The following is a 13,313-nucleotide window of genomic DNA, read 5'->3' as shown; positions in this document are numbered from 1 at the left end:
AATGTATTTATGAATTTCCTTTTTGAAGAGTTTATATTTTGTGTGATAAGCAAAGTTTTCCGTGTTGAGATGGTTGGGGATAGTATTTTTGGAAAAATAGGAAGTATGTTTGAACATAAATCTTATTGTTTTATTTTGAATGCAAACGTTTGCTTTGTTCGTTATAATGCGTCCGTTTTTTTACTTTTCTTTTATACGGAACTGCAATATGACTGTCAAAACCTTTCGTGGCTCGCCTGCGCTTTCTGAATTTCGTTTAACTCAGCTTCAACAAAAATGTCAGCAATATCAATTGCCTATTACGTCAGTTTACACAGAGTATTTGCATTTTGTTGAACAAAAAACATTGCTTGTAGAAGATGAAATCGTTAAATTACAAGCATTGTTGCATTATGGATCAATGTTTTCTGAACTCAAGCCCACAGAATATTGTTTAATTGTGACTCCACGAGTGGGGACAATTTCCTCTTGGTCTTCAAAAGCGACAGACATCGCTCACAATTGTGGTTTGTCAAAGGTAAATCGTATTGAACGTGGTATAGCCTATTATTTCAATATTGAACGTAATTTAACCGAAGCAGAATTGGCTACGCTGAAAGATTTATTACACGACCGTATGTTAGAAACCGTGTTAAATCACGAAACAGAAGCAGCCTTGCTTTTCACTCAACAAGAACCTAAAGCATTAACCACCATTGATATTTTAAATGGTGGTCGTCAAGCATTAGAACAGGCGAATATTGCCTTGGGCTTGGCGTTGGCAGATGATGAGATGGACTATCTAGTCGAAAACTTCACGGCCTTAAACCGCAATCCACACGACATCGAACTTTATATGTTTGCACAAGCAAATTCGGAACATTGTCGCCATAAAATTTTTAATGCCGATTGGATTATTGATGGCAAAAAACAGGATAAATCGCTGTTTAAAATGATCAAAAATACCTTTGAGCAAACGCCTGATTTTGTGCTTTCTGCTTATAAAGATAATGCTGCAGTAATGGAAGGTTCGAAAGTTGGGCGTTGGTTTCCTGATCCAGATGGACAATATCGTGTTCATCAAGAAGATGCGCACATTTTAATGAAAGTAGAAACTCATAACCATCCCTCTGCCATTTCGCCATTTCCCGGTGCGGCAACAGGTTCGGGCGGAGAAATTCGTGATGAAGGGGCAACGGGGCGTGGAGCAAAACCCAAAGCGGGTTTAACAGGTTTCTCGGTGTCTAACCTCGCTATTCCAAACTTTGAACAATCTTGGGAAAATCCATTGTCTAAACCAAATCGCATTGCTTCAGCCTTAGAAATTATGATAGATGCGCCTTTAGGCAGTGCGGCATTTAATAATGAATTTGGTCGTCCAGCATTATTGGGGTATTTCCGTACTTATGAAGAAACAGTAAACAGTTTTGCTGGTAAAGAAGTGCGTGGTTATCACAAGCCGATTATGTTGGCGGGCGGAATCGGTAATATTCGTGGCGAACAGGTTCAAAAAGGCGAAATTCCAGTTGGAGCTAAATTGATTGTGCTGGGTGGGGCAGCGATGAATATCGGTTTGGGCGGTGGCGCTGCTTCTTCGATGAATAGTGGAAAATCAAAAGAAGATTTAGATTTTGCTTCTGTTCAACGTGAAAATCCAGAAATGGAACGCCGTTGCCAAGAAGTTATTGACCGCTGTTGGCAATTAGGGGAAGAAAATCCAATCCTGTTTATTCACGATGTGGGGGCGGGTGGTTTATCTAATGCAATGCCTGAATTGGTACACGATGGCAAGCGTGGAGGAAAATTTGATCTGCGTTCTATTCTTTGTGATGAAAAAGGTATGTCGCCATTGGAAATTTGGTGTAACGAATCGCAAGAACGTTATGTATTAGCGGTTGCGCCAGAAAAACTCGAATTATTTACCGCACTTTGTGAGCGTGAACGAGCCCCTTTTGCAGTGATTGGCGAAGCAACACAAGCAGAACATTTAATCTTGCACGATAGTCATTTCGATAATAATCCAATTGATTTACCAATGAATGTGTTATTAGGTAAAACGCCTAAAATGACACGTGAGGTTTCCTCAAAAACGGTGGAAAATCAACCGATTACAACGGAAAATATTCAATTAAAAGAAGCATTCTATCGTGTATTACGTTTACCTGTTGTCGCAGAAAAAACTTTCTTAATTACTATTGGTGATCGCTCGGTAACAGGAATGGTAGCCCGTGATCAAATGGTGGGGCCTTGGCAAATTCCTGTATCTGATGTGGCAGTTACTACAGCTTCATTAGATAGCTATCACGGTGAAGCAATGGCAATGGGCGAACGCTCTCCAGTTGCCTTGCTAGATTTCGCGGCTTCTGCTCGTTTAGCGGTGGCGGAGGCGATTACTAACATTGCAGGCACCCATATTGGCGAGATGAAACGTATTAAACTTTCTGCTAACTGGATGAGTGCAGCAGGTCACACAGGCGAAGATGCAGGACTTTATGAAGCAGTAAAAGCTGTGGGCGAAGAACTTTGTCCTGCGTTAGGCTTAACTATTCCTGTGGGTAAAGATTCAATGTCGATGAAAACCACTTGGATCGACAATGGCGAACAAAAATCAGTGACCGCTCCACTTTCATTAGTAATTTCCGCTTTTGCTCGTGTAGAAGATGTACGTAAAACGCTTACGCCACAACTTCGTATCGACAAAGGTTTATCGCGTTTATTATTAATTGATTTAGGCGAAGGCAATAATCGATTAGGTGCGACCGCACTTGCTCAAGTGTACAAACAGTTAGGTGACAAGCCTGCCGATGTGGTAAAGGTTCAACGCTTAAAAGATTTCTACAACGCAATGCAAATTTTAGTCGCAGAAAGAAAATTACTTGCCTATCACGACCGTTCGGACGGTGGTTTAATCACAACTCTTGCAGAAATGGCGTTTGCTGGGCATTGTGGGGTAGAAGTGGATATTTCCGCCTTAGGCAACAATGATTTAGCGGTATTATTTAACGAAGAATTGGGGGCGGTTATCCAAGTTGCTGACAGCCAATTAGAATGCGTGCGTGAAGTGTTAAATGCTCACAATTTGCTTGGCATTACCCACGAACTTGGTACGGTAACTGCTGATGATCGCTTTGAGATCAGCCGCGGCAGCCATAAATTATTCAGCGAAAAACGCTCTGAATTACGTAGTATTTGGGCGGAATTAACTTACCAAATGCAACGCTTACGCGATAATCCAGATTGTGCTGAGCAAGAATTTATGGTGAAGAAAAACCCTGACGACAAAGGTTTATCCGCATTTTTGACTTACGATGTGAACGAAGATATTACTGCACCATTTATCAATAAAGGTGTAAAACCAACCATTGCAATTTTGCGTGAACAAGGTGTAAATAGCCATTATGAAATGGCAGCAGCATTTGATCGTGCAGGCTTTAATGCAATTGACGTGCATATGTCTGATTTAATGACTGGCCGTCGCAATTTAGCTGAATTCAATGCAATGGTTGCTTGTGGCGGTTTCTCTTACGGGGATGTGCTTGGCGCAGGGGGTGGTTGGGCAAAATCCATCTTATTTAACCCGAAATTACACGAGCAATTCAGCCAGTTTTTTATCAATCCAAACACACTGACCTTAGGTGTATGTAATGGTTGTCAAATGATCTCTAACTTGGCGGAAATTATCCCAGGTACAGAAAACTGGCCGCATTTTGTACGCAACAAATCTGAACGCTTTGAAGCTCGTGTGAGTTTAGTGAAAATTAATGAAGTGGCTTCAGTTTGGTTTGCAGGAATGGCTGGCTCACATATGCCCATTGCGGTTTCCCACGGGGAAGGGCAAGTTAAGTTTAAATCAGCTGAACAGCTTGTAGGCTTAAAAGCACAAGGCATCATTGCTGCACAATACATCGACAATAACGGTAACTCTACCGAACTATATCCTGCCAATCCGAATGGCTCTGTGGAGGGCATTACTGCAATTACAAATCTTGATGGGCGAGTTACTATTATGATGCCACACCCTGAACGCGTGTTCCGTGCTGTGAGTAACTCTTGGCACCCCGAAAACTGGACAGAAGACGGTGCGTGGATGAGATTATTCAGAAATGCAAGAATGGTATTTTAGAGAAATAAATGGACTTGAACGCTAAAAAAGTGCGGTGGAAATCTAGCAGATTTTCACTGTGTGCGTTACTTTTAAAACGGAATTTACGTATTTGTAAAATGAATAGGTAGGGGTATAATTATCTACCATAACTAAACAAATCACATCGTTTACGATTTGTCTTTTTATAAATAAATATTTTATGAAGGTGGAATTATGTTAATCACATTAACACATATTAATAATAACTTGATAATAAGAAATGAAATTTTAGATAGTCTTGGCAAGCAAGCAAGCAAGCAAGCAAGCAAGCAAGCAAGCAAGCAAGCAAGCAAGCAAGCAAGCAAGCAAGCAAGCAAGCAAGCAAGCAAGCAAGAGTGACTTAAATAGTACATCACAAAGCAAACAAATTATTCTTCAAGAAATAAATAAGGTAAAAGAAAAGAGAACAATATTAGAAAAAATAATAAGATTGTTTACTAAACATAAAAGAATTACTGCTAAACAAAATAAGCAGAAATTTATCGTTCCATTTAAATAACTATGGAGAGATTATGTTTATTACACCTATCTTCGTTATTAATCTAGAAAAATCTACAGATCGAAAAGCTTATATGCAAGCACAGTTTGAACAGTTATTTTCGAATAATTTAATACAAGAAATTCACTTTTTTAATGCTATTTATGGAAAATCAAATCCAAATTACCCATTGTTTCAACGTTACAATGAAAATAAGCGGTTGAATGCAAAGGGGTATCCTTTAACCTTGAGTCAATTAGGCTGTTATGCGAGCCATTATTCTATGTGGGAGAAATGTGTAGAATTAGATTACCCTATTATTGTATTAGAAGATGATGCTAAATTTAAAAATAATTTCTTAGAAGTACTTGATTTTATTAATAGCGATAAAAATACGTTTGAATTTTTCTGGTTACAACCTGATCGTTTGAAAAATAAAAGAAAATTGATCTCTAATTTCGGTAATCTTTCGATATATCAATTTAGTAAAGGATTCGCTGGTGCTACAGGTTATTATTTAACTCCCCAAGCAGCAAGGAAATTTTTAACACAAAGCAAGGAGTGGTATTTAACCGTGGATGTGACAATGGATCGTTTTTTTGAGAATAAAGTGCCACCTTATGCAATAGTACCATTTTGCTTAGAAGATGATGGCGAGATAGAATCAACTATTTATGAGAAACAAAAGAAACAGAAATCATTAAAAATAGTGATTATGAGAGAGTTGTTTAATCTAAAAACTAATATTAAAAGACGTATTTATAACTTATTCCATTGATAAATTGATATAGTAGACAAAGCAGTTGTTAATGTTTATTTTTAAATATTAGCAACTGTTTTATTTTGGAACTCCACGTAATAATCCTACAGGCTCAAAAGGTCCCATTGAGGTTGGCGCAGGCATTTCGCTGAATAATAAAATAAATGGCTTGGGCGGAATAACTTTTTCATTTCGCCATAAATTTCCCATTCCGACTAATTGAATATCTTCGGGTAAATTACGAAGTCCTGCTTGTAACACCGCAATGGTATTTGGACGAGGATGTCCTATCGCAATCGCGGTACCATGTTTCCTTGCATAGTGAATTGCTGCTTTAAATTGACGCTGAACGTCTGCGAATTCGTTACTATCATCTAAAAATATATGGCGATCTAATGAACGCACGCCTTGTTCTTTTGCTATTTTTCCTGCGACAGATTTTCCTATTGTTCGACTATCTAAAAAGAATAAATGTTTTTCTTGAAGTGCGGTCATTAAATAAGTCATTAATTGGGGATCGGCCGTTGCTGCACTGCCCATATGATTGTTCATACCGATGGCATCACGTACAATATTTTTAGCGGTATTAACGCGATCATTTACTTGTGCCGCAGACATTCCTAAATGTAATCCACCGTCTTCGATTTTAATTGCACTAATTGGTTGCATCGGCATATGAATTAAAATGTCTCTGCCTTGAGATTTTGCTTCTTGGTTACGTACTCGAGCATAGGGTGCGGCAGGAATAATTGCTACGGAAATTTCACGTGGCATTGCAAAAACAGCTGCATCTTCTTTGGAATGATAGCCTACATCATCAATGACAATCGCAAGTTTGCTTTGAGCAAAAGAAAAAGAGGCATAAAGTGCGGTAGAAAAAATGATGAAATTTTTTACCGCACTTTTTATCAGAATATTCATCAACGAACCCACCCTGCAGGATTTACTGGCGTTCCTTTACGGCTAATACCAAAATAAAGCGCAGAACGTGATATTTCCCCTGTATTTCCTACTTGAGCAATAACCTGCCCTGCAGAAACAAGCTGACCAGCCTTCACTGACACCGCTTGATTGAAGCCATATAAACTTAAATCAGTTGCGCCGTGTTTAACAATAACCATATAACCATAACCATTTAAATATCCCGCTAAAATAACGCGTCCAGCTGCAATTGCTTTAACAGGCGTGCCTGCTGATGCGCCAATTACCATACCTTTCCAACGTACTTCGCCTGCTTGGATAGAACCAAAAGTATGCAAAATTGAACCAGAAACTGGTGAGGAATATTGTTTTTTTGCTGCCCCTAAACCGCTTGTACTATTAAGTAATTGTCGTTCTTGCACAGTTGGTTGATAAGGTTTTGATGTTCGTTTTTCTTCAGCTTTTTGGCGTTGCGCAAGTGCCTCTCTTTCACGTTTTTCTTGTTCGCACGCTGCTTGTTCTGCTCGTTGAATTTCTTGACGAAGTGCTTGTTCGTTTGCTTTTAATGCATTCAATTTATCTTGATCTAGGGCTAAATTTTTATTGAGTTCATTCAGCGTAGATTGATGCTCTTGCTGTGCTTTTTGCAATGCTTGTTGTTGTTTTTTTTGTGTGGAAAGTTGATTTCGGTGGTTTTTTTGTTGAGCGAGAATCGCCTCTTTTTGTACTGCAATTTGTGCTTGCGTTGCTTTTAAATGATCAATCATTTCAATCCGAACTTGATTTAAATGCTGATAATAAACTTTCATTCGCTCTGCTTTTGTTGGATCTTGGGCAAACATTCGTTCAATCAGCGATGGATTAATGCCTGAACGGTAAATTATATCCATTTGTTTAGCTAATCGTTTTTTTTGCTCACGTTCCTGTTTTTCTAATTGTTTGAGCTGCTTATCTGCATCGGCAATTTGCTTACGAATTTCCTTTAAACTTATTTCTGTTTCAAGCAGTTTGCCCTCAACACTGTTAATTTTACTCTCGTGTTTTTTTAAATTCGCTTGCAACTTAGCTTGCTGAAGTTTTTGCTTCTCAATTTTAGATTCTTGTTGCTTAATTTGTTTTTGAATTTGATTGAGATCTGAAGATTGGCTGACAGGCGAAAATATTAATAAACCGCAGCTTAAAAGTGCGGTTAATAATAATGATGTTTTTTGATTAACGCCTAAACGCAACATAATTCATCCTAAATCCGTAAAACTCGCAAATCTTATCATATTTGTGAAAAGGCGAAAAAGTTTGATGGTTATTTTTTGCTAAAGATCAGGAAATCATCCCTTTTAACTTTTAAAGCTAAGGATTTTTTGCTATAAAATGTGCGTTCTTTTTATTTGAAAACATTAGGAGATTCTTATGGAATTAGTATTTATCCGTCACGGTTTTAGTGAATGGAATGCGAAAAACTTATTCACGGGTTGGCGTGATGTAAATTTAACAGAACGCGGCGTAGAAGAAGCAAAAGCAGCGGGTAAAAAACTGTTAGACAAAGGTTATGAATTTGACATCGCATTTACCTCTGTTTTAACTCGAGCAATCAAAACTTGTAATATTGTATTAGAAGAATCCCATCAATTATGGATTCCCCAAGTGAAAAACTGGCGTTTAAATGAACGTCACTACGGTGCTTTGCAAGGTTTAGATAAAAAAGCGACTGCGGAGCAATACGGTGACGAACAAGTTCATATTTGGCGTCGTTCTTATGATATTTCTCCACCAGATTTAGATCCACAAGATCCAAACTCTGCACACAATGATCGCCGTTATGCTAATGTTCCATCTGATGTTGTGCCAAACGCAGAAAATTTAAAATTAACATTAGAACGCGCACTTCCATTCTGGGAAGATCAAATTGCGCCGGCAATGCTTTCTGGCAAACGTGTTTTAGTGGTTGCTCACGGTAACTCACTCCGTGCGTTGGCAAAACATATTATTGGTATTTCTGATGCTGAAATTATGGATTTTGAAATTCCAACAGGTCAGCCTTTAGTTTTAAAACTTGATGATAAATTAAATTACGTAGAACATTATTATCTTTAATTAAGTTCAACGTATTGTAGTGCTAGCTTTATAAAACAAACCCCCGCAAATTGGCGGGGTTTTTAAACAAGTCCAAATTATTTTGTGCTTGGAATTTTGAAACGGCTGTTGAAACGCTCAACACGACCACCAGTATCAACAACACGTTGTTTACCAGTGTAGAATGGGTGGCAGTTACCACACACATCAAGGTTGATGTCTTTGCCTAAAGTTGAACGTGTTTTGATCACATTACCGCAAGAACAAGTCGCAGTAATTTCTTTATATTCTGGATGAATACCTTGTTTCATAGAAAACCTCAAAATGAAGCCACGCCGCTATAGGAACTTTCTCCCTACACCGCGTGAGTGAATAATACGCCATAATTGGCACCAAATAGGTTGCGAATTATACTGAAAAAATACAGATAAACAAGCTCTATTTTCGTGTAAAATCATCAGCATTTTTTACCGCACTTTTCTTTTTATGTTAGCAAAATCTTCCATCAATGCGCCATTTGCCAAATCTGTTTTAGCTTGGTATGACAAGTTTGGGCGCAAGCATTTGCCTTGGCAGCAAAATAAAACGCTTTATGGTGTATGGCTTTCTGAAGTGATGTTGCAACAAACGCAAGTTGCGACGGTAATTCCTTATTTTGAGCGGTTTATCAAAACATTTCCAAATATCACCGCACTTGCCAATGCTTCACAAGATGAAGTGTTACATTTATGGACGGGCTTGGGCTATTATGCACGAGCGCGTAATTTACATAAAGCTGCTCAAAAAGTGCGGGATGAATTTAATGGAAATTTCCCAACAAATTTTGAGCAAGTTTGGGCATTATCTGGAGTGGGACGTTCGACTGCTGGTGCCATTTTATCTTCTGTTTTAAATCAGCCTTATCCAATTTTAGATGGTAATGTGAAACGTGTGTTGGCGCGTTATTTTTCTGTTGAGGGATGGAGTGGCGAGAAAAAAGTAGAAAATCGCTTGTGGACATTAACGGAGCAAGTAACACCTACAGCGCGTGTGGCAGATTTTAATCAAGCAATGATGGACATTGGTGCAATGGTTTGCACGCGAACTAAGCCCAAATGCGATCTTTGTCCGTTAAATATTGATTGTTTGGCTTATAAAAATGCAAACTGGGAAAAATTTCCAGCTAAAAAACCTAAAAAAGTGATGCCAGAAAAAACTACCTATTTTTTAATTTTGTCGAAAAATGGCAAAGTATGTTTGGAACAGCGAGAAAACTCGGGATTATGGGGCGGATTATTTTGTTTTCCACAATTTGAAGATAAAGCCTCGTTGCTTCGTTTTTTAGCCCAAGAAAAAGTCACGCATTATCAAGAATGGTCGAGTTTTCGACATACATTCAGCCATTTTCATTTAGATATTCATCCAATTTACGCCGAAATGGAGAGTACTTTATGTGTGGAGCAGGCTAATTTGGACTGGCGAAAAGTGATGGAAAGTCCAAAAGAATACCAATCAAACCTATCAAGTGCGGTCAAATATTGGTATGATCCGCAAAATCCTGAATCGATCGGGCTGGCTCAGCCTGTGAAAAATCTTTTAATACAATTTGTAAGGAATCATTATGGCAAGAACAGTATTTTGTGAATATCTCAAAAAAGAAGCGGAAGGCTTAGATTTCCAACTTTATCCGGGAGAGTTGGGCAAGCGTATTTTTGATTCAGTAAGTAAACAGGCTTGGAGCGAATGGATTAAGAAACAAACGATGCTTGTGAATGAAAAAAAACTTAATATGATGAATGCAGAGCACCGTAAATTATTAGAACAAGAAATGGTTAATTTTTTGTTTGAAGGTAAAGATGTTCATATTGAAGGCTATGTTCCACCATCAAATTAGTTATCTATCCTACAATGAAAAAATATTTATTATTGGCATTGTTGCCTTTTTTGTATGCTTGTAGTAACTCACTGAATCAAGGTATTAACTATGATGAAGCCTTTGCTAAAGACACGCAAGGGTTAGATATTCTCACTGGGCAATTCTCGCATAATATTGACCGCATTTGGGGCGTAAATGAATTGTTAGTGGCAAGCCGTAAAGATTATGTGAAATATACAGATTCCTTTTATACGCGTAGCCACGTGAGTTTTGATGAAGGTAATATCGTTATTGAAACCCAGCGAGATCTAAATCGTTTACATAATGCGATTGTTCATACCTTGTTAATGGGTGCTGATGCAAAAGGTATTGATTTATTTGCTTCTGGCGATGTGCCGATTAGCTCTCGCCCATTCCTTTTAGGGCAGGTTGTGGATCATCAAGGGCAACAAATTGCTAATCAAGTTATCGCAAGTAATTTCGCCACTTATTTGATTCAAAATAAATTGCAAACACGTCGATTACAAAACGGGCATACTGTGCAATTTGTCTCTGTTCCTATGATTGCAAACCACGTAGAGGTGCGTGCACGAAAATATTTACCATTAATTCGTAAAGCTGCACAACGTTATGGTATCGATGAAAGTTTGATTTTGGGTATTATGCAAACGGAATCAAGTTTTAACCCATATGCGATTAGCTATGCCAATGCCATTGGTTTAATGCAGGTGGTGCCTCACACTGCGGGTCGAGATGTATTTACAATGAAAGGCAAAGGTGGACAGCCATCAACGCGTTATTTATATGATCCTGCAAATAATATTGATGCTGGCGTGTCTTATTTATGGATTTTGCAAAATCAATATTTAGATGGTATTACAAATCCAACCTCAAAACGTTTCGCAATGATTTCTGCATATAATAGTGGTGCAGGTGCAGTGTTACGTGTTTTTGATAATGATAAGGATATGGCGATTTACAAAATCAACCAAATGTATCCAGAGCAAGTTTATCGCATTCTAACGACTGCTCACCCATCATCACAAGCTCGCAATTATTTGTTGAAAGTAGATAAAGCACAGAAAAAATTTCGTGTAAGACGATAATTGAATTTTTTCAGATAATCAAAATGCTCGTTGGCTAACACCATCGAGCATTTTTTATTAAAAAAGTGCGGCAAATTTTAAAATAGTTTTTATTATTTCGTTGTTTTAATAAACATATTGATGATTAACTATTCAAATGAAATGTTTTTTCCATTTTTTTTGAATTTAGTTATTGACCGAAAACCGAAAAAATAGTTTAATACGCCCCGTTGTCAGGCAGTAGCCAATAACGATAACGCCTCGATAGCTCAGTCGGTAGAGCAGGGGATTGAAAATCCCCGTGTCGGTGGTTCGATTCCGCCTCGAGGCACCATTTCCTCCTTAGTTCAGTCGGTAGAACGGTGGACTGTTAATCCATATGTCGCAGGTTCGAGTCCCGCAGGAGGAGCCAAATTCAAAGAAACCGCTAAATAAATTTAGCGGTTTTTTGCTTTCTATTATTATTTGTTAAAGTCTTTAATAAATAATTTAGATGAGAAATATTAATCTGATGATTGTTTGATTGTGCTAATTTTTACCGCACTTTTCAATTAATTTTCTTGTTTTTTCACTTCATCCCACAACAAATCTAACTCAATAAGTGGCACATCATTAATTTGCTTGCCTTGTTGTTGAACCGCTTGTTCTACTGCTCGAAAACGACGTTCAAATTTTAAATTTGCTTTCCGCAATGCATCTTCAGGATCACATTTTAAGTGGCGAGCAAGATTGACAGTTGCGAACAATAAATCGCCGATTTCTTCTTCCACTTTATTTTGTTCAATCGAAGTACGGTTAATTTCAGCTTGAACTTCTTTTAATTCTTCCCGCACTTTGTCAAATACGGGTGAAATTTCTTCCCAATCAAACCCTACTTTTGAACAACGTTTTTGTAATTTTGCCGCTCGCGTAAGAGAAGGAAAAGCACGAGGCACATTATCTAAAATAGAGGTTTCTTCACTTTTACCTTGTTTTTCTTTGGCTTTCATTTCGTTCCAACGGGAAAGGGCTTCTGTTTCGTCCCCCGCTTTTGCATCACCAAACACGTGAGGATGACGGCGCACAATCTTTTCAGCGACATCTTGCAACACATCGTCAAAAGTAAAGTATTTATCCTCTGTAGCAAGCTGGCTGAAGAAAACGACTTGTAACAATAAATCCCCTAATTCTTCGCGTAAGTTTGGTATGTCTTTTTTCTCAATCGCTTCGATTACTTCGTAAGTTTCTTCCGTTAAGCAAGGAATCATGGATTGATAATTTTGTTTTAAATCCCAAGGGCATCCGCCATTTGGATTACGAAGTTGGGCAATGAGTTGAATAAAATCTTGAATGGAGTAGCGCATAATTTTATTTCCTTTGATGGAATGTTTTGGATAGTATAACGAAGGATAAAAATGGTGCAAATACCATCGCTTTTTAGGCGTATTTTCTTTATACTTTGCGCATTAAAACATTATTGATAAAGCTGGGAAAAATGGAAAAAATTATTATCGACCACGATCGTTTTCTTCGCACGATTTCGCGTATTTCTCACGAAATTATTGAAAAGCATCAATCTTTGGATGATCTTATTATTGTTGGGATTAAACGCCGTGGTGCGGAAATTGCTGAATTATTACAACGTCGAGTTGAAGAATTAAGTGGTATAAATTTACCCTCAATGGAGCTGGATATCACTTTTTATCGCGATGATTTAACTTTGGTGGATCAGGAAGATAAAATGCCAGTTTATAGTGGTTCATCACAATATTTGAATATTCAAGATAAAACCGTCATTTTGGTTGATGATGTGTTGTTTACTGGTCGAACCATTCGAGCGGCAATGGATGCACTGACTGATTTTGGACGAGCGGCAAAAATTGAATTAGTGATTTTTGTTGATCGTGGTCATCGTGAATTACCAATTCGTGCTGATTACGTAGGTAAAAATGTGCCAACAAGTCGTGATGAACTTGTCCAAGTTCGCACTGAAAAACAAGATGACAGTTACGAAGTCGTTATATTAGGGAAATAAATTTTGT

The 13,313-nt window shown here is 38.0% G+C and carries 12 protein-coding genes and 2 tRNA genes; 10 read left to right on the top strand and 4 right to left on the bottom strand.

Features of this window, described 5'->3' with window-relative positions; translation table 11 throughout:
• Positions 1 to 208: 208 nt before the first annotated feature.
• The 3 genes from purL (at position 209) to ACPT8Q_RS01025 (ending at position 5,379) form a co-directional block, all read left to right on the top strand.
• A complete protein-coding gene (gene purL, locus ACPT8Q_RS01035; RefSeq protein WP_425622281.1) occupies positions 209 to 4,102 on the top strand; it encodes a phosphoribosylformylglycinamidine synthase in 3,894 nt (1,297 codons plus the stop codon).
• Between the two features lie 195 nt (positions 4,103 to 4,297).
• A complete protein-coding gene (locus ACPT8Q_RS01030; RefSeq protein WP_425627535.1) occupies positions 4,298 to 4,462 on the top strand; it encodes a hypothetical protein in 165 nt (54 codons plus the stop codon).
• A 173-nt stretch (positions 4,463 to 4,635) separates the two neighbouring features.
• Positions 4,636 to 5,379, top strand: coding sequence for a glycosyltransferase family 25 protein (locus ACPT8Q_RS01025; protein ID WP_050948756.1), 744 nt, complete (start codon positions 4,636 to 4,638; stop codon positions 5,377 to 5,379).
• A 60-nt stretch (positions 5,380 to 5,439) separates the two neighbouring features.
• On the opposite strand, the gene ACPT8Q_RS01020 is transcribed toward ACPT8Q_RS01025, so the two are convergent.
• Positions 5,440 to 6,282 (bottom strand): divergent polysaccharide deacetylase family protein, encoded by an 843-nt coding sequence (locus ACPT8Q_RS01020; RefSeq protein ID WP_050948755.1) that lies wholly within the window; start codon positions 6,280 to 6,282, stop codon positions 5,440 to 5,442.
• On the bottom strand, positions 6,282 to 7,514 hold the full coding sequence (gene envC / locus ACPT8Q_RS01015; protein WP_050948754.1) for a murein hydrolase activator EnvC: 1,233 nt from the start codon (positions 7,512 to 7,514) through the stop codon (positions 6,282 to 6,284). Before envC ends, ACPT8Q_RS01020 begins: the two co-directional genes overlap by 1 nt.
• A gap of 175 nt (positions 7,515 to 7,689) precedes the next feature.
• Here envC and ACPT8Q_RS01010 point away from each other — a divergent pair, with 175 nt between their 5' ends.
• The gene (locus ACPT8Q_RS01010) at positions 7,690 to 8,373 is read left to right on the top strand and encodes a 2,3-diphosphoglycerate-dependent phosphoglycerate mutase (RefSeq protein WP_021034671.1); all 684 of its coding nucleotides are present in this window, start codon (positions 7,690 to 7,692) and stop codon (positions 8,371 to 8,373) included.
• A 77-nt stretch (positions 8,374 to 8,450) separates the two neighbouring features.
• On the opposite strand, the gene rpmE is transcribed toward ACPT8Q_RS01010, so the two are convergent.
• Positions 8,451 to 8,663: a 50S ribosomal protein L31 gene (rpmE, locus tag ACPT8Q_RS01005; protein WP_005625828.1), complete on the bottom strand. Its 213-nt coding sequence runs from the start codon at positions 8,661 to 8,663 to the stop codon at positions 8,451 to 8,453.
• A gap of 175 nt (positions 8,664 to 8,838) precedes the next feature.
• Between rpmE and mutY the strand changes: the two genes are divergently transcribed.
• The 5 genes from mutY to ACPT8Q_RS00980 all read left to right on the top strand — a co-directional run bounded on the left by mutY (position 8,839) and on the right by ACPT8Q_RS00980 (position 11,704).
• Complete coding sequence (gene mutY, locus ACPT8Q_RS01000) at positions 8,839 to 9,975, top strand: A/G-specific adenine glycosylase (protein WP_050948753.1); 1,137 nt, start codon at positions 8,839 to 8,841, stop codon at positions 9,973 to 9,975.
• A complete protein-coding gene (locus ACPT8Q_RS00995; RefSeq protein WP_005690347.1) occupies positions 9,953 to 10,225 on the top strand; it encodes an oxidative damage protection protein in 273 nt (90 codons plus the stop codon). The genes mutY and ACPT8Q_RS00995 overlap by 23 nt, the downstream gene beginning before the upstream one ends.
• 14 nt (positions 10,226 to 10,239) lie before the next feature.
• On the top strand, positions 10,240 to 11,313 hold the full coding sequence (mltC, locus tag ACPT8Q_RS00990; RefSeq protein WP_050948752.1) for a membrane-bound lytic murein transglycosylase MltC: 1,074 nt from the start codon (positions 10,240 to 10,242) through the stop codon (positions 11,311 to 11,313).
• Positions 11,314 to 11,550: 237 nt separating this feature from the next.
• Positions 11,551 to 11,626: transfer RNA gene (locus ACPT8Q_RS00985), tRNA-Phe, on the top strand.
• A gap of 2 nt (positions 11,627 to 11,628) precedes the next feature.
• Positions 11,629 to 11,704: transfer RNA gene (locus tag ACPT8Q_RS00980), tRNA-Asn, on the top strand.
• Between the two features lie 139 nt (positions 11,705 to 11,843).
• Here the strand turns inward: ACPT8Q_RS00980 and mazG are convergent.
• On the bottom strand, positions 11,844 to 12,635 hold the full coding sequence (mazG, locus tag ACPT8Q_RS00975; RefSeq protein ID WP_050948751.1) for a nucleoside triphosphate pyrophosphohydrolase: 792 nt from the start codon (positions 12,633 to 12,635) through the stop codon (positions 11,844 to 11,846).
• A 131-nt stretch (positions 12,636 to 12,766) separates the two neighbouring features.
• On the opposite strand from mazG, the gene pyrR reads away from it, so the two are divergent.
• Entirely contained in the window at positions 12,767 to 13,306 is a 540-nt protein-coding gene (gene pyrR, locus ACPT8Q_RS00970) for a bifunctional pyr operon transcriptional regulator/uracil phosphoribosyltransferase PyrR (protein ID WP_425622279.1), read from the top strand.
• Positions 13,307 to 13,313: the final 7 nt, after the last annotated feature.

Source organism: Haemophilus sp. HN_Hi10 (genome assembly GCF_049821985.1).
In the GTDB taxonomy this organism is placed as follows: domain Bacteria; phylum Pseudomonadota; class Gammaproteobacteria; order Enterobacterales; family Pasteurellaceae; genus Haemophilus; species Haemophilus influenzae_D.
The sequence above is the reverse complement of the archived record's forward strand: the minus strand, read 5'-3'. Positions and strand labels throughout refer to the sequence as shown.